At 52.2% G+C, this 26,776-nt stretch carries 20 protein-coding genes; 13 read left to right on the top strand and 7 right to left on the bottom strand.

Annotation, left to right across the window (positions count from 1 at the left end):
• From MES37_RS06600 to menE, 8 genes are all read left to right on the top strand, one after another.
• On the top strand, positions 1-405 hold a 405-nt coding region (locus MES37_RS06600; RefSeq protein ID WP_237930674.1), incomplete at its 5' end, for a GNAT family N-acetyltransferase.
• Positions 406-463: 58 nt separating this feature from the next.
• Positions 464-763, top strand: coding sequence for a stress response protein ElaB (gene elaB, locus MES37_RS06605; protein ID WP_064548622.1), 300 nt, complete (start codon positions 464-466; stop codon positions 761-763).
• A 122-nt stretch (positions 764-885) separates the two neighbouring features.
• Positions 886-2,187: an isochorismate synthase MenF gene (gene menF / locus MES37_RS06610; protein ID WP_064548620.1), complete on the top strand. Its 1,302-nt coding sequence runs from the start codon at positions 886-888 to the stop codon at positions 2,185-2,187.
• An 80-nt stretch (positions 2,188-2,267) separates the two neighbouring features.
• On the top strand, positions 2,268-3,938 hold the full coding sequence (gene menD, locus MES37_RS06615) for a 2-succinyl-5-enolpyruvyl-6-hydroxy-3-cyclohexene-1-carboxylic-acid synthase (RefSeq protein WP_121814100.1): 1,671 nt from the start codon (positions 2,268-2,270) through the stop codon (positions 3,936-3,938).
• Complete coding sequence (menH, locus tag MES37_RS06620; protein ID WP_237930676.1) at positions 3,935-4,717, top strand: 2-succinyl-6-hydroxy-2,4-cyclohexadiene-1-carboxylate synthase; 783 nt, start codon at positions 3,935-3,937, stop codon at positions 4,715-4,717. Before menD ends, menH begins: the two co-directional genes overlap by 4 nt.
• Positions 4,714-5,571 carry a 1,4-dihydroxy-2-naphthoyl-CoA synthase gene (gene menB / locus MES37_RS06625; RefSeq protein WP_237930677.1) on the top strand — a complete coding sequence of 286 codons (858 nt, stop codon included), beginning with the start codon at positions 4,714-4,716 and terminating at the stop codon, positions 5,569-5,571. Before menH ends, menB begins: the two co-directional genes overlap by 4 nt.
• Positions 5,571-6,536, top strand: a complete 966-nt coding sequence (menC, locus tag MES37_RS06630) for an o-succinylbenzoate synthase (protein ID WP_237930678.1) — start codon at positions 5,571-5,573, stop codon at positions 6,534-6,536. The genes menB and menC overlap by 1 nt, the downstream gene beginning before the upstream one ends.
• Before the next feature lie 10 nt (positions 6,537-6,546).
• A complete protein-coding gene (menE, locus tag MES37_RS06635; protein ID WP_064548610.1) occupies positions 6,547-7,911 on the top strand; it encodes an o-succinylbenzoate--CoA ligase in 1,365 nt (454 codons plus the stop codon).
• Between the two features lie 72 nt (positions 7,912-7,983).
• Here menE and MES37_RS06640 read toward each other — a convergent pair whose 3' ends face one another.
• The gene (locus MES37_RS06640) at positions 7,984-9,423 is read right to left on the bottom strand and encodes a catalase (RefSeq protein WP_064548608.1); all 1,440 of its coding nucleotides are present in this window, start codon (positions 9,421-9,423) and stop codon (positions 7,984-7,986) included.
• Positions 9,424-9,697: 274 nt separating this feature from the next.
• Between MES37_RS06640 and MES37_RS06645 the strand changes: the two genes are divergently transcribed.
• Together MES37_RS06645 and MES37_RS06650 are read left to right on the top strand one after the other, a co-directional pair.
• Entirely contained in the window at positions 9,698-10,240 is a 543-nt protein-coding gene (locus tag MES37_RS06645) for a YfaZ family outer membrane protein (RefSeq protein WP_064548606.1), read from the top strand.
• 198 nt (positions 10,241-10,438) lie between these two features.
• Positions 10,439-11,635 carry a nicotinamide mononucleotide deamidase-related protein YfaY gene (locus MES37_RS06650; protein ID WP_064548604.1) on the top strand — a complete coding sequence of 399 codons (1,197 nt, stop codon included), beginning with the start codon at positions 10,439-10,441 and terminating at the stop codon, positions 11,633-11,635.
• Between the two features lie 2 nt (positions 11,636-11,637).
• Here the strand turns inward: MES37_RS06650 and glpC are convergent, their stop codons facing one another.
• Genes glpC through glpA form a run of 3 tightly spaced genes read right to left on the bottom strand, consistent with a single transcriptional unit; the run spans position 11,638 to position 15,721 of the window.
• Positions 11,638-12,837 (bottom strand): anaerobic glycerol-3-phosphate dehydrogenase subunit GlpC, encoded by a 1,200-nt coding sequence (glpC, locus tag MES37_RS06655; RefSeq protein WP_064548602.1) that lies wholly within the window; start codon positions 12,835-12,837, stop codon positions 11,638-11,640.
• Positions 12,834-14,093 (bottom strand): glycerol-3-phosphate dehydrogenase subunit GlpB, encoded by a 1,260-nt coding sequence (gene glpB / locus MES37_RS06660; RefSeq protein WP_064548600.1) that lies wholly within the window; start codon positions 14,091-14,093, stop codon positions 12,834-12,836. The genes glpC and glpB overlap by 4 nt, the downstream gene beginning before the upstream one ends.
• Positions 14,090-15,721: an anaerobic glycerol-3-phosphate dehydrogenase subunit A gene (gene glpA / locus MES37_RS06665; RefSeq protein WP_064548598.1), complete on the bottom strand. Its 1,632-nt coding sequence runs from the start codon at positions 15,719-15,721 to the stop codon at positions 14,090-14,092. Before glpA ends, glpB begins: the two co-directional genes overlap by 4 nt.
• 239 nt (positions 15,722-15,960) lie before the next feature.
• On the opposite strand from glpA, the gene glpT reads away from it, so the two are divergent.
• Positions 15,961-17,313 carry a glycerol-3-phosphate transporter gene (gene glpT, locus MES37_RS06670; RefSeq protein ID WP_064548596.1) on the top strand — a complete coding sequence of 451 codons (1,353 nt, stop codon included), beginning with the start codon at positions 15,961-15,963 and terminating at the stop codon, positions 17,311-17,313.
• A complete protein-coding gene (gene glpQ / locus MES37_RS06675; RefSeq protein ID WP_237930679.1) occupies positions 17,313-18,383 on the top strand; it encodes a glycerophosphodiester phosphodiesterase in 1,071 nt (356 codons plus the stop codon). The genes glpT and glpQ overlap by 1 nt, the downstream gene beginning before the upstream one ends.
• Before the next feature lie 32 nt (positions 18,384-18,415).
• Here glpQ and yfaE read toward each other — a convergent pair whose 3' ends face one another.
• The 3 genes from yfaE to nrdA form a co-directional block, all read right to left on the bottom strand.
• A complete protein-coding gene (yfaE, locus tag MES37_RS06680) occupies positions 18,416-18,670 on the bottom strand; it encodes a class I ribonucleotide reductase maintenance protein YfaE (protein ID WP_237930682.1) in 255 nt (84 codons plus the stop codon).
• 3 nt (positions 18,671-18,673) lie between these two features.
• Entirely contained in the window at positions 18,674-19,804 is a 1,131-nt protein-coding gene (gene nrdB, locus MES37_RS06685) for a class Ia ribonucleoside-diphosphate reductase subunit beta (RefSeq protein ID WP_064548591.1), read from the bottom strand.
• Positions 19,805-19,893: 89 nt separating this feature from the next.
• Positions 19,894-22,179: a class 1a ribonucleoside-diphosphate reductase subunit alpha gene (gene nrdA, locus MES37_RS06690; RefSeq protein ID WP_064548587.1), complete on the bottom strand. Its 2,286-nt coding sequence runs from the start codon at positions 22,177-22,179 to the stop codon at positions 19,894-19,896.
• Positions 22,180-22,932: 753 nt separating this feature from the next.
• Between nrdA and MES37_RS06695 the strand changes: the two genes are divergently transcribed.
• Complete coding sequence (locus MES37_RS06695) at positions 22,933-26,730, top strand: autotransporter outer membrane beta-barrel domain-containing protein (protein WP_237930684.1); 3,798 nt, start codon at positions 22,933-22,935, stop codon at positions 26,728-26,730.
• Positions 26,731-26,776: the final 46 nt, after the last annotated feature.

Consider the following 26,776-nt stretch of genomic DNA (forward strand, 5'->3'; position numbering starts at 1 on the left):
GATCTCTACACTCTTTTGGCATTACGCAACGAAGTGTTTGTTGTCGAGCAAAATTGCCCTTATCAGGACATTGATGGCGACGATTTGCTGGGCGAAAACCGCCATATTCTCGGCTGGCAGGACGGTAAGCTGGTGGCTTATGCGCGCATTCTGAAAAGCGACAGCGAATTTGAACCGGTGGTGATTGGTCGTGTGATTATCGACAAAAGCGTGCGTGGCGAAAAACTGGGCTATCAATTGATGGAGCAAGCGATGGCCTCTTGCCAGCAATTCTGGCCGGAAACTACTGTGTATTTAGGCGCGCAGGCGCATCTGCAAGCGTTCTATGCTCACTTTGGTTTTTCCCCGGTTACGGATGTGTATGACGAAGATGGTATCCCACACCTTGGGATGGCGAATCGCTAAAAGCATTCATCTTGTCTATAGTTAGCGGACGAGTTTTTTTTATAAACGGAGAACAGTGATGCAACCGTATGAATCTCGTCTTGATGATGATTTATCTCTGCTGAGCGAAACGTTAGAAGAAGTGCTGCGTTCCTCAGGTGACCCCGCTGACCAAAAGTACATTGAACTGAAAGAACGCGCTGAAAAGGCGCTAAGTGATGTCAAAGCGCGCGTCAGTAATGCGTCAGATAATTATTATTATCGTGCCAAAAAAGCTGTTTATCGTGCCGATGATTATGTTCATGACAAACCGTGGCAAGGCATTGGTGTCGGCGCGGCAGCTGGTTTAGTGTTGGGGCTATTGCTAGCCAGACGCTAGGGCTATTCCGGCACATAGATACGTTGTGTGCCGGTTAAAGAAAATCTTACCTATTGGGTGGGATTTTTTTTTGCCGCCATGACCACGTATAATCAAGGGTTTTCAGGGAAGGTGAGGTAAACGTGAATTCAGTTGTCGTCGCGCTGCAACAGTTACAACTTGCATTGAACGCAGAATTTGCGGATGCGCCAGGACTACAGCAAATATCGTTTGCCGTAACCTTGAGTGATGCCTCAGATGCTCTCGCATGGTTGACTACTCAACGGCTTTATCCTCAATTCTACTGGCAACAGCGTAATGGCGATGACGAAATTGCCGCACTTGGCCTGGTACACCAGTTCAACACATTAGAAGCGGCGAGAGAGTTTCTTGATGATTATGCCGGTCAGCCCGCTATTCGTATCGCTGGCGTCAATGCGTTCGACCCCGCGACCAGTTTTTTATTTCTCCCAAGACTCGAATGGCGACGCACGGGTGGCGATGCGCAGCTTCATCTCCATCTGTATAGCGAAACATCCTTAAAGGAAGACGCGCGCGCCGCAAAGGCTTTCCTTGAACAACTCCTGCCAGCCAAACAATTACCGCTACAGCACCTGAATTGTGTGGGCGAGCAACATATTCCGCCACAGAGTGAATGGCTGAAACTTATCGATCTCGCGACAAGCGCTATTGAACAGCATGAACTCGACAAAGTGGTGCTGGCTAGAGCCACCGATCTGCAATTTACTACGGTGGTTTCTGCGGCGGGTTTTATGGCGGCCAGCCGTCGGGTGAACCTGAATTGCTATCATTTTCTTATGGTGTTTGACGCCAGCAATGCGTTCCTCGGCTCAAGCCCGGAGCGCTTATGGCGGCGCATCGACACGGCATTACGCACTGAAGCATTAGCCGGAACGGTGGCGAACCACCCTGATGATCACCGGGCCTGGTCGTTGGGGCAGTGGTTGCTAAAAGATGATAAAAACCAACGTGAGAATATGTTGGTTGTTGAAGACATCTGCCAGCGTTTGCATAAAACGGTGGGAACGATCGACGTACTGCCGCCGCAAATTGTGCGCCTGCGAAAAGTGCAGCATTTACGTCGCTGCATTTGGACTGTTCTGGCGCAACCGGACGACGCCGCCTGCCTGACGATGCTGCAACCGACTGCCGCTGTTGCAGGCTTACCGCGAGATGTGGCGCGAGATTTCATCGACAAAAATGAACCATTCGAGCGCGAATGGTACGCGGGGTCAGCGGGGTATTTGTCACAACGTCAGTCTGAGTTCTGCGTTGCCTTGCGCTCGGCAAAAGTCACTAATCATATTGTCCGTCTGTATGCCGGAGCTGGCATTGTTGCGGGTTCTGACGCGGCAGAAGAATGGCAAGAAATAGAAAATAAAGCCGCCGGGTTGCGAACATTGCTGACGAAAACGATGTTCTAAATACTATTACCGACCCATATCAAAATAACTATTCCATCTATAATTATAATGAGTCAGCAAAATTGACTCAGGACTTAATCATGTCGATAAGCTCGTTTAACCGCCGTTGGGCTACGGTAATTCTTGAAGCGCTAACTCGTCACGGAGTCCGCCATGTGTGCGTGGCACCGGGTTCGCGTTCTACTCCGCTGACCCTTGGCGCGGCTGAAAATAGGGCTTTTATTTGTCATACGCACTTTGACGAACGTGGTTTAGGCCATCTGGCACTTGGCCTGGCAAAAGCCAGCCAGGCTCCTGTCGCTATCATCGTCACCTCCGGAACGGCTGTCGCCAACCTCTATCCGGCGATTATTGAAGCCGGTTTGACGGGGGAAAAACTGGTGGTTTTGACCGCCGATCGTCCACCTGAACTTATTGATTGCGGTGCTAATCAGGCGATTCGCCAGCCCGGAATTTTTAGCTCCCATCCGACTCAAGCGATTAATTTGCCACGGCCCACGCAGGATATTCCCGCGCGCTGGTTGGTTTCGACCATTGATAACGCGATGGGGCAATTGGTGGGCGGAGCAGTTCATATCAATTGTCCGTTTGCCGAGCCACTATACGGTGAGCTTGATGAAACCGGTATCAACTGGCAACAGGCGCTTGGCGACTGGTGGCAAAGTGATAAACCCTGGCTGCGCATGGCCGCGGCTCAGGAAGTGATGAAACAGCGCGACTGGTTCTTCTGGCGGCAAAAACGTGGCGTGGTGGTGGCCGGGCGTTTGAATGCCGATGAAGGCAAACAGGTGGCCTTATGGGCGAAAACATTAGGCTGGCCGCTGATTAGCGATGTTCTTTCACAAACCGGGCAGCCGCTGCCTTGTGCGGATTTATGGCTGAGCAACAGCCAGGCCGTCACCGAGCTTGCCGAAGCGCAGATTATTATCCAGTTTGGCAGCAGCTTGACCGGTAAACGTGTCCTGCAATGGCAGGCTACCTGCGAGCCGGAAGAGTATTGGCTAGTAGATAACTTACCCAACCGGCTTGATCCGGCGAATCATCGCGGACGCCGAATATCTTGCGATATCGCGCAATGGCTGGAGCTTCATCCGGCTGAAAAACGCCTCGCATGGGACGAAAAATTAACCACCCTGGCAAAACTCGCGCAGCAGACGGTGAAAAAGGGCACAGCTGAATTTGGCGAGGCGCAAATCGCCGCGCGTTTGCCTGAACTATTGCCGGAAGCCGGGCAGCTATTTGTTGGCAACAGCCTGGTGGTGCGGCTGGTGGACGCCTTTGCCCAACTTCCTGCCGGTTATCCGGTCTACAGCAACCGTGGCGCAAGTGGTATCGATGGCCTGCTCTCGACTGCCGCCGGCGTGCAACGCGCTACCGCCCGCTCAACGCTGGCGATAGTCGGCGATCTCTCTGCGCTCTATGATCTCAATTCGCTGGCGCTACTACGCCAGGTTTCTGCGCCGTTTGTTTTGCTGATCGTGAATAATAATGGCGGGCAAATATTCTCGTTATTGCCAACACCTGCGGCCGAACGTGAACGCTTCTACTGCATGCCGCAGAACGTTAATTTTGCCCACGCGGCGGCGATGTTTAACCTTAGCTATCACAACCCGACAAGCTGGGACGAATTGCAGGATGCGGTTAACCGCGCCTGGCACAGCCCGCAAACTACCATCATTGAAGCGACCGTGCCCGAAACGGATGGCGCGCAAACCTTGCAGAATCTACTGGCGCAGGTTAGCCAGGCATGACCCTGCATGCGGTTTATCGCGAAGGGCGTGATGCGACCTTGCCGTGTCTTGTCTGGCTGCACGGTTTCTTAGGTTGCCAGCGTGAGTGGGAAGCGGTGAGCGAGAACTTTATCGACTGGCCGCAACTGCGAATTGATTTGCCCGGTCACGGGAAATCGGCCGATATCACGGTGAACGACTTTCATCAGGTTGACCAACTGCTGCGAAAAACGCTTCTTAGTTACAACATCCTAAAATACTGGCTTATTGGCTATTCCCTTGGCGGACGTGTGGCGATGGTCCATGCTTGCCAGGGGGATAATCCCGGCTTATGTGGGCTGGTTGTCGAAGGGGGCCATCCGGGCCTTGAGGATGAAAATGCCCGCCTGGAAAGGCAAACCAACGACCATCTTTGGGGGCAACGTTTGTGCAATGAACCGCTCAAAGAGGTACTTAACGACTGGTATCAACAAGCAGTTTTTCAGTCGCTTAACGACCCACAGCGCGCAGCACTTGTCATGCTGCGTAGCCAGAATAACGGTGCAAGTCTTGCGGCAATGCTTGAGGCAACATCGCTCGGCAAGCAACCCGATTTACGCGCGGCGCTCAAACAACTGCCGCAGCCTTTTTACTACCTGTGTGGTGAGCGGGATGAAAAATTCCGCACCGTGGCAAACAGCTTAGGCCAGGCACCGCATCTTATTACTGCCGCAGGCCACAACGCGCATCGGGAAAATCCCGCCGCTTTTAGCGCCTGTCTGCTCAACTTATTACGAAAACCTGGCGAGGAAACACCATGATTTATCCAGATGAACAAATGCTCTATGCCCCGATTGAATGGCAGGATTGCTCGGAAGGTTACAGCGATATTCGTTACCACAAATCGGCTGACGGCATCGCCAAAATCACCATCAACCGCCCTGAAGTGCGCAACGCATTCCGCCCGTTGACCGTCAAAGAGATGATTAACGCGCTGGCCGATGCACGTTATGACGACAACATCGGTACCATCATCCTGACTGGCGAAGGTGAAAAAGCCTTCTGCGCAGGCGGCGACCAAAAAGTCCGTGGTGATTACGGCGGCTATCAGGATGCCAGTGGTACTCATCATCTGAACGTGCTGGATTTCCAGCGCCAGATCCGTACTTGTCCAAAACCAGTTGTCGCGATGGTCGCGGGTTATTCCATCGGTGGCGGCCACGTGCTGCACATGATGTGTGACCTGACTATTGCCGCTGAAAACGCGGTATTCGGCCAGACAGGCCCGAAAGTTGGCTCGTTCGACGGCGGTTGGGGTGCTTCTTATATGGCGCGTATCGTCGGTCAGAAAAAAGCCCGTGAAATCTGGTTCCTGTGCCGCCAGTACGATGCCAAAGAAGCACTGGATATGGGGCTGGTGAACACCGTGGTACCGAATGCCGAACTGGAAAAAGAGACCGTGCGCTGTTGCCGTGAAATGCTGCAAAACAGCCCAATGGCGCTGCGTTGTCTGAAAGCCGCTCTGAACGCTGACTGCGATGGTCAGGCAGGTCTGCAAGAACTGGCGGGTAACGCCACCATGCTGTTCTACATGACTGAAGAAGGTCAGGAAGGCCGCAACGCGTTTAACCAAAAACGCCAGCCGGACTTCAGCAAATTTAAACGGAACCCGTAATGCGTCGCGTCGAACTGTGGCGCTTTCAGGTGCCGATGGATGCGGGAGTGGTGCTGCGCGAGCGGCGCCTGAAAACACGCGACGGGCTGCTGGTGCGCCTGACGGAAGGCGACAAACAAGGCTTTGGCGAAATTTCGCCATTGCCGGGTTTTAGCGCTGAAACCGTCGACGAAGCGCAAAGCGTGGCGCTGGCCTGGCTGCAAGCGTGGCCAGCGGGCGGTGAGACTGAATTGCCCGAAATGCCCTCTGTGGCCTTTGGCCTGAGCTGCGCGCTGGCAGAAATCAGTGGTGAATTGCCACAAGCGGCAGATTACCGCGCAGCACCGCTGTGTACCGGCGACCCGGATGAACTGTTTGAGATGTTAGCCGCCATCCCTGGCGAAAAAATCGCCAAGGTGAAAGTGGGCTTGTACGAAGCCGTGCGCGACGGCATGGTGGTTAATCTGCTACTGGAAGCGATGCCTGACTTGCGTCTGCGCCTTGATGCCAACCGTGGATGGACGCCGCTTAAAGCGCAGCAGTTCGCCAAATACGTCAACCCGGACTTCCGCCCGCGTATTGCGTTTATTGAAGAACCGTGCAAAACCCGCGAGCAATCCCGTGAGTTTGCCCGTGAAACGGGGATCGCCATCGCGTGGGATGAAAGTCTGCGCGAGCCTGACTTTGCGTTTGCCGCCGAACCTGGCTTAACGGCGCTGGTTATCAAGCCGACGCTCACCGGCAGCCTGGCAAAAGTTCGCCAGCAGGTCGAACAGGCTCATGCCCTGGGATTGACTGCGGTGATCAGTTCGTCGATTGAATCAAGCTTCGGGCTGACTCAACTGGCGCGCATTGCCGCGTGGTTAACACCACAAACGCTACCGGGTTTAGATACCTTGTCATTAATGCAGGCACAATTGGTGCGTGAATGGCCAAACAGCCCGTTACCGTGCTGGTCTCTGGAATCTCTTGAGCGAGTGCGATGAGTTTTAAAGAATGATTTTCGAAGATTTTCCCTGGCAACATTGGGCACAAAAACGCGGCAGCGAAGCCGCGTTAACTCTGGGCAATGAAACTCTCAACTGGTGCGAGCTAGGCCAGCGTGTTGATGCGCTGGCTGGCGGCTTTCATCAGCAAGGTGTGCAAGAGGGACAGGGCGTTGCATTGCGTTCCAAAAACAGCCCGGAAATGCTGTTAGCGTTTCTGGCGTTACTGCAATGTGGCGCGCGCGTTCTGCCGCTCAATCCGCAGTTGCCCAACGCGTTGCTCGAACAGTTACTGCCTGACCTGACGATCAGCCATGCGGTGAGTTTTGACGCTGCGCAATTCGTGGTCGACATAAACCCGTTAACGATGAACGAAGGCGAATGCTACCAGGCTGACTGGCAGCCGTCGCGCTTCGCATCGATGACGCTGACCTCGGGTTCAACCGGTTTGCCCAAAGCCGCCGTTCATACCGCAGACGCGCATCTTGCCAGTGCTGCCGGTGTGCTGGCGGTGATGGACTATACAGCGCGGGATAGCTGGTTGCTGTCGCTACCGTTGTTCCATGTTTCAGGGCAGGGGATTTTCTGGCGCTGGTTACTGGCCGGTGGCTGCCTGGTAGTGCGTGACTTACATCCGTTGAACGAGGCATTGCAGGGTTGTACTCATGCCTCGCTAGTGCCAACACAACTCTGGCGTTTGCTGGAACAATCGCCACCGCAGGCGCTGCGTGAGGTGTTGCTGGGTGGTGCCGCCATTCCCGTGGAACTGACGCAAGCTGCTTTAGCCAAAGGTATCAACTGCTGGTGTGGTTATGGTTTGACGGAGCTGGCCTCGACGGTATGTGCGAAACGCGCTGATGGGTTGCCCGACGTGGGCGAAGCGCTACCTGGGCGCGAAGTGAAAATAGTCGATGAAGAAGTGTGGATCCGCGCCAACAGCCTGGCTTCAGGTTACTGGAAAGGGGGCGCAGTGCTGCCGCTGGTGAATGCCGATGGCTGGTTTGCTACTCGCGATCGCGGCAGGTTAAATGAGCATCGCCTGACTCTTATTGGCCGCCTCGACAATCTGTTTTTCAGCGGCGGCGAAGGGATACAGCCTGAAGAAGTGGAAAGCATTATTGCGCAGCACCCGGCGGTGAAGCAGGCATTTGTGGTGCCTATTGATGACGTGGAATTTGGTCAGCGCCCGGTTGCCGTGGTGGACGCCGCAGACGATTTTGATTTGTCGCTGCTGACGGAATGGTTACAGGGAAAAGTGGCGCGTTTTCAACAGCCAGTGCGTTGGTTGCGTTTGCCTGATGAACTTAAGCAGGGCGGGATTAAGATTTCGCGGGTGCAATTAAAATTATGGGTGAAGCGAGTGGCTAAAATTTAATTTCAGCCACTCGCTTTCATGTCGGGGGCGCTACGCTTGCCCGACCTACGAACTCGGTTTCCTATTACAGCACTATTTCAAAGCTTTTAACGCGGCGGCAATGCCCGCGCCATATTCCGGATGCACCTCGCTAAACAGGGCAATCTGGCGCTCCTGAATAAACTCGGGAACATCTTTCATATCACCGGCGATACGTTTAAACATGCGCTGATGTTCTTCTGCGCTCAGCAGGTTATACAAGGCGCGTGGCTGGCTGAAATAGTCGTTATCTTCACGATGATTCCAGTGGTCTGCTGCCCCTTCAATACTTAACGGTGGTTCGCTGAAATCAGGCTGCTCCTGGAACACATTGAAGCTATTTGGCTCATAAGTTGCGCCATTGCTGCTGTTGCCATCAATACGCATCGCGCCATCGCGATGATAATTGTGGAACGGGCATTTCGGTGCGTTAACCGGGATTTGGTGATGGTTAACTCCTAAACGGTAGCGGTGGGCATCGCCGTAAGAGAACAGGCGGCCTTGCAGCATGCGGTCTGGAGAGAAACCAATGCCAGGCACCACGTTTGCCGGAGACATTGCCACTTGCTCGACATCAGCAAAGTAGTTATCCGGGTTACGGTTCAATTCCAGCTCACCCACTTCCATCAGCGGATAATCGCCGTGCGGCCAGATTTTGGTCAGATCAAACGGGTTATATGGCGTTTGTGACGCGTCTGCTTCCGGCATAATTTGCACATAGAATTTCCAGCGTGGGAAATCACCGCCTTCAATCGCCTCAAATAAATCACGCTGTGCGCTTTCGCGGTCATTAGCAATGATGGCTGCGGCTTCATCGTCCATCAGATTGGCAATTTGTTGCTGGGTTTTCAGGTGGAATTTCACCCAGAAACGCTGATTGTCGCTGTTGATGAAACTGAACGCATGGCTACCAAATCCGTGAATATGACGATAAGAACGTGGCAGGCCGCGATCGCTAAAATCGATGGTTAACTGGTGCAGCGTTTCAGGCATTTGCGAGAAAAAATCCCACTTATAAGTGGGGTTGCGCAGGTTAGTACGCGGGTCGCGTTTCACTACGTGGTTTAAATCAGGGAATTTCAGCGGGTCGCGTAAATAGAAGATTGGGGTGTTATTACCGACTAAATCCCAGTTACCTTCTTCGGTGTAAAACTTGATTGAGAAGCCGCGAATATCACGCTCGGCATCAGCGGCGCCGCGCTCGCCTGCTACAGTCGAGAAACGCAGGAACAGATCGGTTTTTTTGCCAATGTCTGAGAAAATTTTCGCGCGGGTGAACTGCGTAATATCGTGGGTTACGGTAAAGGTACCAAATGCGCCAGACCCTTTGGCGTGCATGCGACGCTCGGGGATAACTTCGCGATCGAAATGGGCTAGTTTCTCCAGAAACCAAACATCCTGTAAAAGCATTGGGCCACGGGGGCCAGCGGTTGCAACGTTGTTATTGTGGGCTACGGGAGCCCCAGATGCAGTCGTTAATCCTTTTTTGCTCATTGTTGTCTCCATTTATCAATGTAAGGGTGAATCATCATAGTAAGAATAACCCCTATAGTATTATGGGAATTATGCACCGCTGGCAATTTGGCATTTTCTATCGTTGCTATTCATTAATCCTGTCAGGCAATCCCCGCTGTTTTAATTTCTTACAAACGAATAGCGAAAAGAATTTCTAACACGTTGATTACATCAATCGTGGCTGTAGAATCGGTTTTTTTTTAAGGACATCCTTTTTCAGGGACCTCCTTTTTTTGTTATTAAGGATCGAAACATGAACAAATTATTACTGGCTGGCGCTGCCAGCCTGGCGCTCATTTCTGCATCCGCAAGTGCTATCAGCATCGGCGGTGAAGCAGGCGAAAAATACACTAACGTAGTCGTGGGTTTCGGTACTGATTCCCCAGGTCTGGCGTTCACCGGTAACTACGCACATAACGATGACGACGGTGATACTGCGGGTCTGGGCTTAGGCCTGAATGTGCCATTAGGTCCATTTATGGGTACCGTGGGTGGCCGTGCGGTTTACCTCAATCCTAACGATGGCGATGAAGGTTACGCGCTGGCCGTTGGCGGTGGTTTGAGCTGGAAGATTTTCGATAGCTTCGCGGTATTCGGTGATTACTATTATTCCCCAGATTCCCTTTCCAGCGGTGTTGAAAACTACCAGGAAGCCAGTGCAGGCGCACGTTGGACAATCATGCGCCCAATTACCATTGAAGCAGGCTATCGCTACATCGGTATGGAAAACAAAAATGGTGAGCGTGATAACTCGATCGCCGATGGGCCATATGTTGGCGTGAGCGCTGCTTTCTAAAATCCCTGTCATTTTGTAGATCGGATTAAATGGTGGATGACGCTTGAGCTTATCCACCCTACAACGGCTTTTGCTTTCGTAGGTCGGATTAGCGCAGCGACATCCGACATTCATTTGACCTGCCTGTTTTATTTCTGCCAATTAATTTTCTGTCTGCTTGAGTTATAGTGAATCGTTTTTTTCCCGCGGAGCACAACAATGATAAAAGTGGAAATGCTGTCTACCGGCGACGAAGTGCTGCATGGTCAAATTATTGATACCAACGCAGCCTGGCTTGCCGATTATCTTTTTAACCAGGGTTTGCCAATGTCGCGCCGCAATACGGTGGGCGACAGTCTTGACGATTTGATTGCGGTGCTCAAAGAGCGCAGCGAACAGGCTGATGTGTTGATCGTCAATGGTGGGCTTGGGCCAACCAGCGACGATCTGAGTGCGCTGGCCGCCGCCACCGCCGCAGGCGTGGAACTGGTGATGCATCAGCCATGGCTCGAACAAATGGAGCGTTTCTTTGCTGAGCGCGGGCGCGAAATGGCTCCCAGCAATCGCAAGCAAGCTTTAATCCCCGCCACCAGTGAAATGGTCGATAACCCCGTAGGTACCGCTTGTGGATTTGCCCTAAAGCTTAACCGCTGCCTGATGTTTTTCACCCCTGGCGTCCCTTCTGAATTTAAAGTGATGGTTGCTGAGCAAATCCTGCCGCGCTTGCGCGCACGCTTTGAGTTGCCGGAACCGCCAGTTTGCCTGCGCCTTACCACCTTTGGGCGCTCTGAAAGCGAATTAGCCCAAAGCCTTGAACCGATTCCCCTGCCGGAAGGCGCGGTAATGGGCTATCGCTCATCCATGCCGATTATTGAGCTGAAATTGACCGGCCCTGCCAGCCTGCGCCCGGAGATGGAAGCCGTCTGGCCGCAAGTGCAGCATGTTGCCGGTGAAAGCACGATTTTTGAAGGGACAGAAGGGCTGCCTGCGCAACTGGCAAAACGCCTGCGCGAGCAGTCCCTCAATATTGCGCTGAGCGAACAATTCACCGCGGGTTTGCTGTGTTTGCAACTTTCCAGTGCACAAGCGCCGCTGGGTAACAATGAAGTCCTTTCATCGCGCCCTGAAACGCTGGTGCAAGTGGCCGAGCGCGCAAAAACATTCGCTCACACCGCCGGAAGTACCGTGGCGCTGGTGGTCGGCAGCCTTGAAGACGAGCAGCTTAACTTTGCGCTACATACCCCTGGCGGCACCTACGGCTTGCAGGTGAAATTCAGCGTGACTCGCCACGACCTGCGCACCCGCCAGGAAGTGTGCGCGATGATGGCATTAAACATGCTGCGCCGCTGGCTCAATGGCTGGGATGTCGCAGCGGAGCATGGTTGGGTGAATGTCGTTGATGTCATAGAGCTTTAAAGCTAAGCGAGCGCCTGGGCTAACAGTGTAATCGGGTGCTCGCATTTCTTACTGGTGGACATCTCAATCTGCCATTTGCACGTTTCACAATCGGTCACCACCAAATCGACGCCACTTTCTTCAATTTGCTGAAATAACGGCGCACCGATACTTTGCGACGTTTGATAGTTTTCCTTTTTAAATCCATAAGTTCCGGCAATACCACAGCACTGGGATTCGAGCATCACCAGCTCTACGCCAGGCAAACTACGCAGCAAATCGAGGGTGTACAACGACCAGCCCATTTTCTCCATATGGCACGGTGTGTGGTAAGCAATGCGTAGCGGTAACGCTTTCAGGTTTAACTCACGTCCTTTTTCCAGTTGTTTCCAGATAAACCTTGTCGCCAGTTCGATATGGTCACGCATTGGGCGCGTGTCGACATCCAGCACCTGCGGGTATTCGTCACGCAAGGTAAACGTGCAAGTGGAAGAGGTGGCGATAACCGGAAGCCCTTGTTCAAGCACCGCTTTACTTAAAGACGCGGCGTTAATGGCTGCCTGCTTTTTGGCCTTATCGATAAAACCATTGGCAATTAGTGGCACGCCACAGCATTTTTCGCGATCCAGTAATTGCACGCCAAATCCCATCGCGTTCATCACGCGCAGCAGATCTTTTCCAAGCTGGGAGTGGTTGTAATTCACGTAACAACCATGGAAAAAAACCACTTGCTCAGCAAAGGCTTTTTGCGCTGCCGCTTGTTTGTGATACCAGCGCCGAAACGTACCGGAAGAATATTTCGGTAATTCGCGATGGCCGTCGATGCCCAGCGTTTTATCCAGCAGAGTACGCACCGGCTTGAGTGACGTGGCGGTGTTAACCAGCGGCGCAAAGGGGGTGGACAGCGTGCCCAGCAAGTCGGTATGGCTGAGAATGGCATCTCGTAAATTGAAGGTGGATTTACCGTAGCGGGCTTTGGCACGCTGAATAATATCGCCAATTTTTACATCAGACGGGCAGGCCACTTCGCAGCGTTTGCAGTTGGTACAATATTGCAGTGCGTCATCATAAAGCGCGGCATCTTTGAGGCGCAGGCGTTCGCCATCCGGGCCAGATTGTTTTGGGCCAGGATAATCAGGATTTACCCGGCTAACCGGACAAACGGTGGTGCAAACGGTGCATTTAATGCAGTTTTCAAAACTGGTTTCATCGAGCAGGCTCATACGTTGCCTCCCTGAGCATCAAGGATTTTCTGGGCAACATATAATGCGCCCGTCATCGACACGCCAGCCCCGCAACCTTGTTGAATTGGGTCGTATCCGGCGAGAATTGAACCGATGGCATACAGGTTTTCGACACGCTGGCCGCGAAGTGTTGGCTGGAAATTTTCATCAACGGCAACACCGGCCTGTAACCAGGGTTGAGGGCTGAAAAAGTCTTCGTGACACCACTGTTCGCGCCTATCCGGAGCGCGAATATCCAGCCCGAAGATCGGCTCGCGAATCCCGCTAAATTTAGCTTCAAGACCGTTGCTGAAAAAACTGCCGCTGGCAAGAATCACATTGTTGGCCCGCAGCGGGACTTCCGCATGATTACGCGTGAAAACCGCGCTGACGTTCTGCTGCTCAAATTCAGCGTTCAGCACCGCATCGCCCGGCATCATTATCCCGCCAAGTTGCTGGAAGCGGCGGCGTAGTTGTTGGTGCATCCTCATACCGAGCACCGAAGGCGGCAGCGTGGGTAACAGGCGAAGTGCGCAGGGCAACTGGCGGCTGATGGTCTGCCAGGCCTGCGAGTCTTCGCTGCCAAGGCAGGCGGGTAAAAACAGCGCATCGGTGTTGATGGCCAGCGTTTTAAGCTCGGTAATTAGTAAACGTTGTTGCTCTGGCATATCCAGCACGCGGGCAATGTTGGCGGCGCGAAATTCACTGGGGTTATTACGCAATGTGTCCAGCGCAGAAAGGGTCAGCTCGGCGGTTCGTACCTCGATATTATTCTGGGCGAGAGAAGCCGCGACCAGTTCGGGTTGAAAATCGAGAAAACCGGCAATGCCCACCACGGTGATTCGTTGCCACGCCAGTGGCGCGGTGGGGATTTCTTCGGGGCTGAGCCACGTAGCGCGTTGCATTCCCAGCGGCGTAACACGCTGATGGTTGTGCTGATAACTGCCTTGCAGCGGGATATGGCAGCGCGCGAGTAGCGCCTCACTTTCTGCTGCGAAACGGCGAACGTTTTCCGCGCCCATTAAGCTGTACGGGTGTTCTGGCGCTTGTTGTTTCAGAGCATCCAGCGCGTTTAACGGCGAATTCACCGGGCTGCCATCGGGCAGTTCGGCCAGCAAATCCAGCGAGCCGGATGAAAAATGCAATGCACTTTGCCCACGGCTGATGATGGCACAACGTAGGCCCGCTTCTGCGAGGCGAATACCGCAGACCAGCCCGGCTAAGCCACCGCCAATAATCAGGCTATCGAATCTCATTGTGGTGTTCCTTTTTTCGATCCATTTTTCAAGCCGCACAATCCCTGGTAAACCCAGGCGGTGAATTCACTTTCCCGCAGCGCATCATCCCAGGCTATTGGGCGGATACCTTTCCAGCGTTCGTTAAGAAAAAGAGAAAGTTGATCAAGCGATTGCGCAGGCGTTGAACTGCCAAAGCGTTGTAGTAATCCGGCGGCACGGCAGGCGCACAATTCGCCCTGGCAAGTGCCCATTCCCACGCGGGTGCGACGGCGTAAATCGCCAAGATTGTTGACGGACAGATGGTTAACCGCATAGTGAACTTCACCTGCGGTCACCGCTTCACATTCGCAAACCAGGCTGTTGCTCAGGCGGTCACCTGCCAAAAGTTTCCCTGCGCGGTCACCGTGACGCCAAACGGCAGAACGCCGAATAGTCGGCGGTAATGAAATGACTTTTCTGAGCGTCTCTTCTGCTGAGCTTTCGGAACCTGGAAGTGGTGTTGTTGCTGTGGTGCAAGGCTGAAGATTGCCGATTTTTTCACACACCGCGTTGGTGGCCCATTCCGCCATCAGGCGATAGGTCATCAGCTTGCCGCCAGTAATGGTGATGAACCCTTCCATGCCGTCACGCTTTGCGTGATCAAGCAGCACAATTCCGCGGCTGGCATTTCGTCCGGTTGGGTCGTCGTCGCTGGCAACCAGCGGGCGAACGCCAGCGTAGGCACGCAAAATACGGGTTGCGGCAAGTTTGGGTGACAGCTTTGAACCTTCACGAATCAGGATGTCGACCTCTTGCGGGGTGACCTGCATATTGTCGATTTGCTCATATTCGACAGGCGTTGAGGTGGTGCCAATCAGCGAAATGGTATCGCCTGGGACCAAAATATCGGCGTCGGCAGGTTTGCGGCAGCGGTTGATCACCATGTTATTGATGCGATGGCCGAGGATCAGCAACGAACCTTTGGCGGGCAGCATTCGCACACGTAAATCGGCATATTCAGCAATGTGTTGCCCCCAGATCCCGGCGGCGTTTACCACTACGCTGGCGTAAAAATCGTGATGTTCGCGGGTTTGATGGTTGTAAGCCCGCACTCCACAAACCCGATCGCCGTTGCGGATAAGGCCGGTGACTTCCTGGCCGGTGAGAATTTCGGCACCGTGTTCTCTGGCATCCAGCATATTGGCGGCGGTCAGACGGAATGGGTCAACTGTGCCATCTGGCACCCTTACTGCGCCAATTAGTTCAGGGTTTACCGCGGGTTCTATGCGTAATGCTTCTTGAGGACTGAGTTGCTGTGCATTGATTCCGGCATCCTGGCAGGCGGCAATAAACACGCTCTGCAAGGTTAAATCATCTTCAGGAAGGGTGATAAACAGGCCGTCCGTGCGTTCGATACAGTGGCGAGCAATGCGTTTCAGGATGCGGTTTTCTTCAATACATTCCCTGGCCGATTCGCTGTCCGTCATGGCGTACCGTGCGCCGCTGTGCAGCAAGCCATGATTACGACCTGTCGCGCCGGTTGCAATGTCGTGCCTTTCCAGCAGCAGGGTTTGTAACCCACGCCGTGCGCAGTCGCGGGCAATACCCGCGCCCGTAGCGCCTCCGCCAATAATAATCACATCCTGTTCTTTGCATCCCATCGCCATGTTCCGCTCCTGAAAAATTATCTGGGGACTATTCAGCCACAGATCGAGATGCGAATGTTTGATATCGAGCAAATTCGAAAATAAAACGAAAGCAAAGTGTGACGTGATGCACCTTTTCGATAGTTTGTAATAAAAATGTAATATGTTGTGGGGTGTTTCACACTAACCTGGTGGGATAATCCTTAACATGCGCTCGCAAAAGAACATTGCTTGATAAAAAACCTGCCACGGAGGCATTTATGCTGAGCATTTTCAAACCTAGCCCACATCAGCCACGGCTGAAAAGTGAGCATGTCGATCCGACTTATCGTCGTCTGCGCTGGCAGATATTCATGGGCATTTTCTTCGGTTACGCCGCTTACTACCTGGTACGTAAAAACTTTACTCTGGCGATGCCGTATCTGGTGGAGCAGGGCTTCTCGCGCGGTGACCTCGGATTTGCGCTTTCCGGTATTTCTATTGCTTACGGCTTCTCGAAATTTATTATGGGGGCGGTTTCTGACCGCTCGAATCCGCGTGTTTTCTTACCTGCCGGTTTGATTCTGGCCGCCGCCGTAATGTTATTTATGGGCTTTGTGCCGTGGGCGACATCCAGTATTGCGGTGATGTTTGTCCTGCTGTTTTTATGCGGTTGGTTCCAGGGAATGGGCTGGCCGCCGTGCGGGCGTACCATGGTGCACTGGTGGTCTAAAAAAGAGCGTGGGGGAATTGTTTCCATCTGGAACTGCGCGCATAACGTCGGCGGTGGCTTGCCGCCGCTGCTGTTCTTACTCGGGATGGCGTGGTTTAACGACTGGCATGCGGCACTTTATATGCCAGCCTTTGCGGCGATTTTTGTGGCGTTAATTGCTTTTGCGTTAATGCGCGATACGCCGCAATCATGCGGTTTGCCGCCAATCGAAGAATACAAAAATGATTACCCGGACGACTACAACGAAAAAACGGAAGAGGAGCTAACGGCAAAACAGATCTTCATGCAGTACGTTTTCCCCAACCGCCTGCTGTGGTACATCGCCATTGCTAACGTTTTCGTTTATTTGCTGCGTTACGGCATTCTCGACTGGTCGCCAACCTATCTGAAAGAAGTGAAACACTTCGCGCTGGATAAATCCTCCTGGGCCTATTTCCTTTATGAATACGCCGGAATACCTGGCACGCTGCTGTGTGGCTGGATGTCGGACAAAGTGTTCAGAGGCAACCGCGGTGCTACCGGCGTGTTCTTTATGATTCTGGTGACGATTGCGACCATTGTTTACTGGCTGAACCCGCCGGGAAATCCGGGTGTGGATATGGCGTGTATGATTGTGATTGGCTTCCTGATCTACGGGCCGGTGATGCTGATTGGCCTGCACGCGCTGGAACTGGCACCGAAAAAGGCCGCGGGAACGGCAGCAGGCTTTACGGGCTTGTTTGGCTATCTCGGTGGTTCGGTGGCCGCGAGTGCCATCGTTGGCTATACGGTAGATTTCTTCGGCTGGGACGGCGGCTTTATGGTGATGATCGGCGGCAGCATTATGGCCGTGATTCTGTTGTTGGTGGTGATGGTGGGTGAGAACAAACAACACCATAAAAAACTGACAGGGAAAGCATAATGAAAATCCTGACCAAATCTATCCTGGTGGGGGCGGTAATGTTTGCTTCCGCCAGCTCCTTTGCCCAGACCACGGACAAAGTGGTGATAGCCCATCGCGGTGCGAGCGGCTATCTGCCGGAGCACACTTTACCTGCCAAAGCCCTGGCCTATGCTCAAGGGGCTGATTACCTTGAGCAGGATCTGGTGATGACCAAAGACGACAGATTAGTGGTGCTGCACGACCACTATCTTGATCGGGTCACCGACGTTGCGCAGCGCTTCCCAAATCGGGCGCGTAAAGACGGTCGCTACTACGCCATCGATTTTACCCTCGACGAAATCAAGTCGCTGAAATTTACCGAAGGTTTTGATGTGGTAGACGGCAAGCAGGTGCAAACCTTCCCTGGTCGTTTCCCGATGGGGAAATCTGATTTCCGCGTGCATACCTTTGAAGAGGAGATCGAGTTTATCCAGGGCTTGAATCACTCCACAGGGAAAAATATTGGTATTTACCCAGAGATAAAAGCCCCCTGGTTCCATCATCAGGAAGGAAAAGATATCGCGGCGAAAACGCTTGAGGTGTTGAAGCGTTACGGCTACACCAGCAAGCATGATAAGGTCTACCTGCAATGCTTTGATGCCGCTGAACTCAAGCGTATTAAAAACTCGCTTGAGCCGAAACTGGGTATGAATCTTAAGCTGGTTCAGTTGATTGCTTATACGGACTGGAACGAAACGCAAGAGAAGCAGGCTGACGGCAAGTGGGTCAACTACAGCTATGACTGGATGTTCAAACCAGGAGCCATGAAGCAGATAGCCGAGTATGCGGACGGTATCGGGCCTGACTATCATATGCTGGTGGCGGAAGGCTCCAGCAAAGGTAATGTTAAGCTAACCGATATGGTCACCCAGGCGCATGTGAACCACCTGACAGTGCACCCTTATACGGTACGAGCGGACGCGTTGCCTGACTATGTCAGTAACGTCGATCAGTTGTTTGACGTGCTGTATAACAAGGCGGGTGTGGATGGGGTGTTTACCGACTTCCCGGACAAGGGTGTGAAATTCTTGCAGCAGCAGAAGCAGTAAACAAAAGAAAAGGGCCGTTAAACGGCCTTTTTTTACATCTCGATTTCTATATCGCCGTGCGCCTGGCAGCAACAGGGAAGTATTTCACCCGGTTGGATAAAGGCCAGGGGTTCGCTGAGCCACTTCACCTGACCCGCAATTAAACGCGTACGGCAGGAGCCGCAATAACCTGCCCGGCACTGATACTCGACGGTGACCTGATGAGATTCAAGCGTCGCCAGCAGGGAAGGGTGTTCTTCCCCGCATAACAGTTGTGCGCCGGATTTGCGTAATGTAATGCGGCTCATAGATTAAAGCTGGAAATTGCTCAGATCGTCAGCATCGACATTAGAATCAATCTGGCCGACCAGATAAGAGCTGACTTCGACTTCTTGTGGTGCAACCTGCACGTTGTCAGACACCAGCCATGCGTTGATCCATGGGATTGGGTTAGAACGTGTTTTAAATGGCAGATCCAGACCGACAGCCTGCATACGGATGTTGGTAATGTAATCAACATACTGGCACAGAATGTCTTTGTTCAGACCGATCATCGAACCGTCGCGGAACAGGTAGCTTGCCCACTCTTTTTCTTGCTCGGCGGCCAGCACGAACAGGTCGTAACATTCCTGGCGGCATTCCAGAGCGATTTCTGCCATTTCAGGATCGTCTTCGCCGGAACGCATCAGGTTCAGCATGTGCTGAGTCCCGGTCAGGTGCAGGGCTTCGTCGCGGGCAATCAGTTTGATGATTTTCGCGTTGCCTTCCATCAATTCGCGCTCGGCGAAGGCAAATGAGCAGGCGAAGCTGACGTAGAAGCGAATCGCTTCCAGCGCGTTGACGCTCATCAGGCACAAATAGAGCTGGCGTTTCAGGGCGCGCAGATTCACGGTCACGGTTTTACCGTTGACATTGTGCGTGCCTTCACCCAGCAGATGCCAGTAGCTGGTCATCTCAATCAGACGGTCGTAGTAACCGGAGATATCTTTCGCACGCTTTAAGATTTCCTGGTTGGTGACGATATCGTCAAACACAATCGCCGGATCGTTCACGATGTTACGGATGATATGAGTGTAAGAACGCGAGTGAATGGTTTCGGAGAACGCCCACGTTTCAACCCAGGTTTCCAGCTCAGGGATGGAAATCAGCGGCAGCAGCGCCACGTTCGGGCTACGCCCCTGAATGGAGTCCAACAGAGTCTGATATTTCAGGTTGCTGATGAAAATATGTTTTTCGTGATCCGGTAGCGCCTGGTAGTCGATACGATCGCGTGAAACGTCAACTTCTTCCGGACGCCAGAAGAAGGAAAGTTGCTTTTCGATCAGCTTTTCAAAGATGTCATATTTTTGCTGATCGTAGCGTGCCACGTTCACTGGCTGACCAAAGAACATTGGCTCAGCGAGTTGATCGTTTTTCGTCTGTGAAAAAGTGGTGTAAGCCATTAAATGTGAGTCCTGTGGACTGAATTTCCCCTCACCCTAACCCTCTCCCTGAGGGAGAGGGACAGAAAGGTGATAAAGGGAAATCCGAATTAGATTTTACATGCGCCGCTTTCGCAGCCATCGTCCTGGATTGAAGGCGCCAGGTCGTCTTGCGCATCTTCCGCACCGTCGCGGGTGTTCTGATAATAAAGCGTTTTGACACCGAATTTATAGGCGGTGAGCAAATCTTTGAGCAACTGCTGCATCGGCACTTTACCTGATGGGAAGCGCGTTGGGTCGTAGTTGGTGTTGGCAGAGATCGACTGGTCGATAAACTTCTGCATTAAACCAACCAATTGCAGATAACCGTCGTTATTCGGCAGTTCCCACAGCAGCTCATAGTTGTCTTTCAGCAATTCATAATCCGGCACAACCTGGCGCAGGATACCGTCTTTTGACGCTTTAATGCTGATATGGCCGCGCGGTGGCTCGATACCGTTGGTGGCGTTAGAAATCTGCGACGAGGTTTCAGACGGCATCAATGCAGAAAGCGTGGAGTTACGCAGGCCGTGCGTTTTAATCGACTCACGCAGGGTTTCCCAGTCCAGATGCAGCGGCTCGTTGCTGATCACATCCAGATCTTTCTTGTAGGTGTCGATCGGCAGAATGCCTTTTGCGTATGTAGTTTCGTTGAACCACAGGCAAGGGCCTTGCTCTTTCGCCAGCTCGTTCGAAGCTTTCAGCAGATAGTACTGAATCGCTTCGAAGGTTTTATGCGTCAGGTTGTTGGCACTGCCATCAGAGTAACGCACACCATTTTTCGCCAGGTAGTAAGCGAAGTTAATCACGCCGACACCCAGAGTACGACGACCCATTGCGCCACGTTTCGCGGCAACGATTGGGTAATCCTGGTAATCCAGCAGCGCATCCAGAGCACGTACCGCCAGAATCGCCAGCTCTTCCAGCTCATCGAGGCTTTCGATAGCGCCAAGGTTGAATGCAGACAACGTACACAGTGCGATTTCACCGTCTTCGTCGTTGATGTCATTCATCGGTTTGGTCGGCAGTGCGATTTCCAGGCACAGGTTAGACTGGCGAACTGGTGCGATAGCCGGATCAAATGGGCTATGGGTGTTGCAGTGGTCAACGTTCTGAATATAGATACGGCCAGTAGAAGCACGTTCCTGCATCATCAGCGAGAACAGCTCAACGGCTTTCACACGTTGCTTGCGAATGCTGTCGTCTTTTTCGTATTTGGTGTACAGCTGCTCAAACTTTTCCTGATCGGCAAAGAAGGCATCGTACAGGCCTGGAACGTCAGACGGGCTGAACAGGGTGATGTCTTCACCTTTCAACAAACGGGTGTACATCAGTTTGTTGATTTGCACACCGTAATCCATATGGCGCACACGGTTACCTTCAACACCACGGTTGTTTTTCAGTACCAACAGGCTTTCTACTTCCAGATGCCACATTGGATAGAACAACGTGGCCGCACCGCCACGCACTCCGCCTTGAGAGCAGGATTTCACTGCGGTCTGGAAGTGTTTGTAGAACGGAATACAACCAGTATGGAATGCTTCACCGCCGCGAATTGGGCTGCCCAGCGCACGGATACGACCGGCGTTGATGCCGATACCAGCACGTTGGGAAACATACTTCACAATTGCGCTGGAAGTGGCGTTGATGGAGTCCAGGCTGTCGCCACACTCGATCAGTACGCAAGAGCTGAACTGGCGAGTTGGGGTACGCACGCCAGACATAATTGGCGTAGGCAGAGAAATTTTGAAAGTAGAAACCGCATCGTAAAAACGCTTCACGTAGCTCAGACGAGTTTCACGCGGATAGCCTGAGAACAGGCACGCGGCAACCAGAATATAGAGGAACTGGGCGCTTTCGTAGATTTCACCGGTAACACGGTTTTGCACCAGGTACTTGCCTTCGAGCTGTTTAACAGCGGCGTAGGAGAAGCTCATATCACGGTCATGGTCGAGATAATCGTCCATCTGCTTGAACTCTTCTTCCGTGTAGTCTTCCAGCAGATGTCTATCGTATTTGCCCATCTCAACCATTTTGACGACATGGTTGTACAGCTTAGGTGGCTCGAACTCACCGTAGGCTTTTTTGCGCAGATGGAAAACGGCCAGGCGTGCAGCCAGATACTGATAATCCGGTGCTTCACGGGAGATTAAATCTGCCGCGGCTTTGATGATGGTTTCATGAATGTCAGAAGTTTTGATGCCGTCATAAAACTGAATGTGCGAGCGCAGTTCAACCTGTGATACGGATACGTTATTTAAGCCTTCGGCGGCCCAATCCAGAACTCGGTGGATTTTATCCAGATCGATGCGCTCAGTGCGACCGTCACGTTTTGTAACCAGCAGACTCTGATTCATGTGCGTTTGTACCTGTCCGTGAAATGAAAAATGCCCCATTTATCCACAGTTGGCCTCTTGTGGCTAACCTTGTGGATAAATACTACATGTAGGGGGTGGTGGATTACTTGATCACTATATGGTGAGTATTCTAGTAACTAATCGCTTGAGAACAAGTATTGATTTCGAGGAGGAATTGAGGTTGTGACAGGGCAGATTTCGCTAAGTCCACGTCACGTAAGGCTTGTGACAATTGTCAATGGGATGCAAAAAAAATGATATTTTTGATCGGACGCTGATTTCTTAAACGTCATCCATAATCACCTGGTTTGATATCGCACAATTTTCATAGATTTTACTTATTAAAAACCGAACGTTTTGCGTATCAGTGGTGCGCATTGATAGTTTTTTTATCAATAATCACATCACTAAATGTGTGCGAATGTTAATGGTTTCGATCGTAACGTTATGGTGTCAGCTATCGCTTAAATGATGAACAGTGTTTTGATGATGTGAAAAATCTGAGCCTCAGATGTAGATATATTCATGTTGTCAATAGTTTTGAAGGGACCGGGCATTAAGCATGTCTAAATGATAATTTAAATTATTATAAATAACTGAGGGGGTTTTTATTTAGAAGGGATAAGTACGAAATAATTCTAATTACATTTGGCCAGATTGTTTCTTGCAATGATGCAGTATGATTTCTCAATAGTCATATTGCTTATACTCTCAACAGGAAGTGAGGGCATCATTTTACTTTCTGGTGGTTTCATGAAATTCAGACTTAATAGATTCTTTGTCGTACTTTCTCTTATATTTAGTTCTGGCGCATTTGCTGGCGAGGTATCCTGTGGAACCGAGGTTATCACGGAGTCTTGTGATGCAGGGCGACAAGTTGTTGATGGAAACAGTGACGCATTCACTGTGGCCGATGACGCGATACTCTCTTTTAAAAACTTAACGGATCCTGCTAGTGGTGGTGCTATTTTTCTTTCAGGCGGTGCATCGTTAACCATTCAAGCTGAAACCAGCACCGGCATGACTATTTTTGATGGTAATTACGTCACCGGGAATAACAATGGTGGGGCAATATTCGCAAAAGAAAACTCTACTATTAATATAAGTAATTCACAGTTCACTAATAACACTGCGGGAAATTACGGTGGTGCTATTTATATTAATGGTAAAAATGATCCTCTGCAGTTCGATTTAGTGTTAGATGACACTCTATTCTTCAATAACATTGCCAGTAATGGACGCGGTGGCGCTATTTATGCTCTAAATTCCAATGTGTTAATTTCTGATAGCCTCTTTGAGGGCAATCAAGCTCTGACTTCCTCAAGCAGTGATGGTGACGGCGGTGCGCTGGATATTACCAGTAGTGTGCAAAGCGATACCTTTGCGGGGGCGACAACACTCCATGATGTTGAGTTTACTGATAACACCGCAGACGGATATGGCGGTGCAATCTATACCTCCAGCGAAAGTGCTCCGTATCTTTTGAACATTGATATTGATGCGAACTACACAGCAAACAATGGCGTGATGCTCTATGAAGGCAATCAGGCTATGGGTTACGGAGATTCAGCGTCTTCCGCCGCAGGGGGCTTCATGTATATCGGCCACAGTCTGGTAACGTTTGACGTCGCCGCAGATAAAAAGCTGGTGATTGGCGATCTGGACAATCCTGGCGCAATGGACTCCATGGCCGGTACCGGCGAAATTATCAAAAATGGCGACGGGGAAGTGGTGCTTAATGCTGATAACAATAGCTTTACCGGTGAGATGAACGTGGCGGATGGCACGCTGACTATCGGGCGCGATAACTCGCTGATGAACGTCGGCGAAACCCAATGTCAGAACGATCCGCAAAACTGCTATGGCCTGTTTGTGGGCAAAGAAGATATGCCGGGTAACGCGGCGCTGCTGAATGTGGGCAGTACACAGCAGACATTCGTTAACTCGCTGACCGGTTATACCAACGGCACGCTGAATATTGATGCGGGCGGTAATGTTACGGTGAATAGCGGAAGTTTTGACGGCACCATTCAAGGCGCGGGCGATTTTACCGTGGCTGCCAATGGAAGCTACAGCCTGAGCGGTGCCGACTCAATGGCGTTAAGCGGTGACATTATTGTTGAAGATAACGCGTTGCTGAGTTTATCCGGTGATGTGGATGATTTGCAGGCGCTGGAAGCTGACCCGCAGTCCATCGTGCTTAACGACGGCGTGCTGGATTTGTCAGATATGGCGATGGCTCCGGGCGCAACGAGCGACCCTGCGCTGAATATCTCCGGCGCGGGCGGCACGGTAATTGGTAACGACGATGTGGCGCATTTGACCGGCGGCACCGATATGCAAATTGGTGGCGATTCCCCTACGGCAGCCGACCAGAACGGTGTGTATGTGGTGGTGGATGCGGGTAGCGGAAGCGTCTCGCTTGCCGACGATAACCACTATCTGGGGGATACGCAGATTGCCTCCGGAACCTTGCAGCTTAGTAACAATTCTCAACTCGGCGACACCACCTACAACCGCGCGGTTATTTTCACCGATCCGTCACAGGCCAGCGTGCTACATGTCACCGATGATGTGAATACCTGGACCGATGAAAGCGGCCAGGCGCGTGATTTAGAAATGCGTGCCGATGGGGACTTGAGCGTTGATGACGGCGTGACCACTCAGTGGGGCGCGTTGATGGAAGACTCCACGGGCAACGCGGGGGACCTCAACAGTACCTTCAGCAAAACTGGCGGCGGCACGCTGGAACTCACTGCCAGCGGCACAACCCATTCAGCGGTGCGCGTCGAGCAAGGTACGCTGAAAGGCGGCGCGGTGGATATCTTCCCGTATGCTTCTTCTTTATGGATTGGTAGTGAAGGCACTTTCGAAACCGGTGCGGACCAACACATTCAGTCAATAGATGCCTCGTCGCAGGGCGATATTGTGATTAGCGACCAGACGTCGTTAACGCTCACTAACCAGGATACTCAGCAAGCGCTGGATGCTTCGCTGTTCAGCGGTGACGGTACGTTGGTGAATGAGACGGCAGGATTAACGCTGACCGGCACGTTGGACACCAATCTGACTACTGACAGCGAAACGAATCTGGCTGGCGTAACGGTGAACGGCGACGTCACCAACAGCAGCGGAACCATCAGCATGGCGAATGGTTATGCGGGTGACACTTTCACGGTGAACGGTGATTACACCGGCGGTGGCACGCTAGTGATGGACACCGAGTTTGACGGTGATGACTCGGCAACTGATGAGCTGCTGCTAAATGGCAATACTTCTGGCACGACGACAGTGCAGTTTAACCCGATAACCGGTATCGGCCAGCCAACCCAGGCCGGGATTAAAGTAGTGGATTTCACCGCAGATTCGGCACAGTTTTCCAACGATGCCCAATTTACTATGGCAGGCGATGGCTATTTAAATATGGGGGCGTATGACTACACGCTGGTGAAGGACGACCAGGATTGGTATTTGCGCTCTGAGGTGCTCAAGCCAGAACCGACTCCAGATCCTGAACCGACCCCAGATCCCACTCCAGCACCGGAACCAACACCAGCGCCAGAACCTGCGCCGGAACCAACACCAGACCCAACACCAGACCCTGTTCCTACACCAGAGCCAGCTCCACAGCCGGTACTTAATCCGAAAACAGGCGGCTACTTTAATAATATTCATAGCGCCAACGATGCCTTTGTCATGCGGCTGAGCGACCATGCGGGCGGGCAAGATCAACAGAGGTTACACCTACGTTTACTGAGCAACCGTACCACCTCAACGTTTGCCGATCAGCTTGATCAAAGCGAAGACCAGAACGTGGTGCAACTCAGCGGTACGCTGGCGGATTTGGCATACGGAAATGATAGTGAGTGGTTACTGGGGGCGGTGGCGGGTTACAGCAATAACAGCGGCGATAGCCATTCAAGCGTGACCGGACGCAAAGCCGATAACGACAGCCAGGGCTACAGCGTGGGGCTGACTTCAACCTGGTATCAACACGGTGCGGGCAACGGCGGAGCCTGGATCGACAGTTGGGCGCAATATGTGTGGTTCGATAACCACGTGAGCGAAAAAGACAGCGGTGACGATAACTACCGTTCGTCAGGTTTACTGGCATCGGTAGAAGCTGGTTACAACTGGCAGACAATCAACACCGACGCGCTGCGTTGGGAGATTGAACCGCAGGCGCAACTGGTTTATCAGGGCGTTCAACAAGACGCCTTTACTGCCGCCAATCACTCGCGGGTCGAACAGCAATCGCCACACAATATTCAGAGCCGACTGGGTTTACATAACCAGCTGACGTTTGGCAAAACTTATGAGATCTCACCGTTCGTTGACCTGAACTATCTGCACAATAGCGAAAACACCACTATGAGTATTGATGGCGTCAATTTTAGCGATAACACGGCAAAAAACGTGGGTGAAGTCAGCGTGGGCGTGACCAGCAAGTTAAGTAAAAACGCCAGCCTGTGGGGGAAATTTACCGGCCAAAAAGGCTCAGAGGGTTATCAACAGATGGTGGGAAGTGTCGGCTTTAGCCTGACGTGGTAAACATGCGATTATTCTGCGAAAACAGTGCCGTAGGGTGGATAAGCGT

It is taken from the genome of Buttiauxella sp. S19-1 (assembly GCF_022134725.1).
In the GTDB taxonomy this organism is placed as follows: domain Bacteria; phylum Pseudomonadota; class Gammaproteobacteria; order Enterobacterales; family Enterobacteriaceae; genus Buttiauxella; species Buttiauxella ferragutiae.

What these genes read in the sequence shown, in the direction of transcription:
- elaB (WP_064548622.1), top strand. Translation starts at nt 464, where the DNA reads ATGCAACCGTATGAATCTCGTCTTGATGATGATTTATCTCTGCTGAGC.
- menD (WP_121814100.1), top strand. Translation starts at nt 2,268, where the DNA reads ATGTCGATAAGCTCGTTTAACCGCCGTTGGGCTACGGTAATTCTTGAA.
- menH (WP_237930676.1), top strand. Translation starts at nt 3,935, where the DNA reads ATGACCCTGCATGCGGTTTATCGCGAAGGGCGTGATGCGACCTTGCCG.
- menB (WP_237930677.1), top strand. Translation starts at nt 4,714, where the DNA reads ATGATTTATCCAGATGAACAAATGCTCTATGCCCCGATTGAATGGCAG.
- menC (WP_237930678.1), top strand. Translation starts at nt 5,571, where the DNA reads ATGCGTCGCGTCGAACTGTGGCGCTTTCAGGTGCCGATGGATGCGGGA.
- menE (WP_064548610.1), top strand. Translation starts at nt 6,547, where the DNA reads ATGATTTTCGAAGATTTTCCCTGGCAACATTGGGCACAAAAACGCGGC.
- MES37_RS06640 (WP_064548608.1), bottom strand. Translation starts at nt 9,423, where the DNA reads ATGAGCAAAAAAGGATTAACGACTGCATCTGGGGCTCCCGTAGCCCAC.
- MES37_RS06645 (WP_064548606.1), top strand. Translation starts at nt 9,698, where the DNA reads ATGAACAAATTATTACTGGCTGGCGCTGCCAGCCTGGCGCTCATTTCT.
- MES37_RS06650 (WP_064548604.1), top strand. Translation starts at nt 10,439, where the DNA reads ATGATAAAAGTGGAAATGCTGTCTACCGGCGACGAAGTGCTGCATGGT.
- glpC (WP_064548602.1), bottom strand. Translation starts at nt 12,837, where the DNA reads ATGAGCCTGCTCGATGAAACCAGTTTTGAAAACTGCATTAAATGCACC.
- glpB (WP_064548600.1), bottom strand. Translation starts at nt 14,093, where the DNA reads ATGAGATTCGATAGCCTGATTATTGGCGGTGGCTTAGCCGGGCTGGTC.
- glpA (WP_064548598.1), bottom strand. Translation starts at nt 15,721, where the DNA reads ATGGCGATGGGATGCAAAGAACAGGATGTGATTATTATTGGCGGAGGC.
- glpT (WP_064548596.1), top strand. Translation starts at nt 15,961, where the DNA reads ATGCTGAGCATTTTCAAACCTAGCCCACATCAGCCACGGCTGAAAAGT.
- glpQ (WP_237930679.1), top strand. Translation starts at nt 17,313, where the DNA reads ATGAAAATCCTGACCAAATCTATCCTGGTGGGGGCGGTAATGTTTGCT.
- yfaE (WP_237930682.1), bottom strand. Translation starts at nt 18,670, where the DNA reads ATGAGCCGCATTACATTACGCAAATCCGGCGCACAACTGTTATGCGGG.
- nrdB (WP_064548591.1), bottom strand. Translation starts at nt 19,804, where the DNA reads ATGGCTTACACCACTTTTTCACAGACGAAAAACGATCAACTCGCTGAG.
- nrdA (WP_064548587.1), bottom strand. Translation starts at nt 22,179, where the DNA reads ATGAATCAGAGTCTGCTGGTTACAAAACGTGACGGTCGCACTGAGCGC.
- MES37_RS06695 (WP_237930684.1), top strand. Translation starts at nt 22,933, where the DNA reads ATGAAATTCAGACTTAATAGATTCTTTGTCGTACTTTCTCTTATATTT.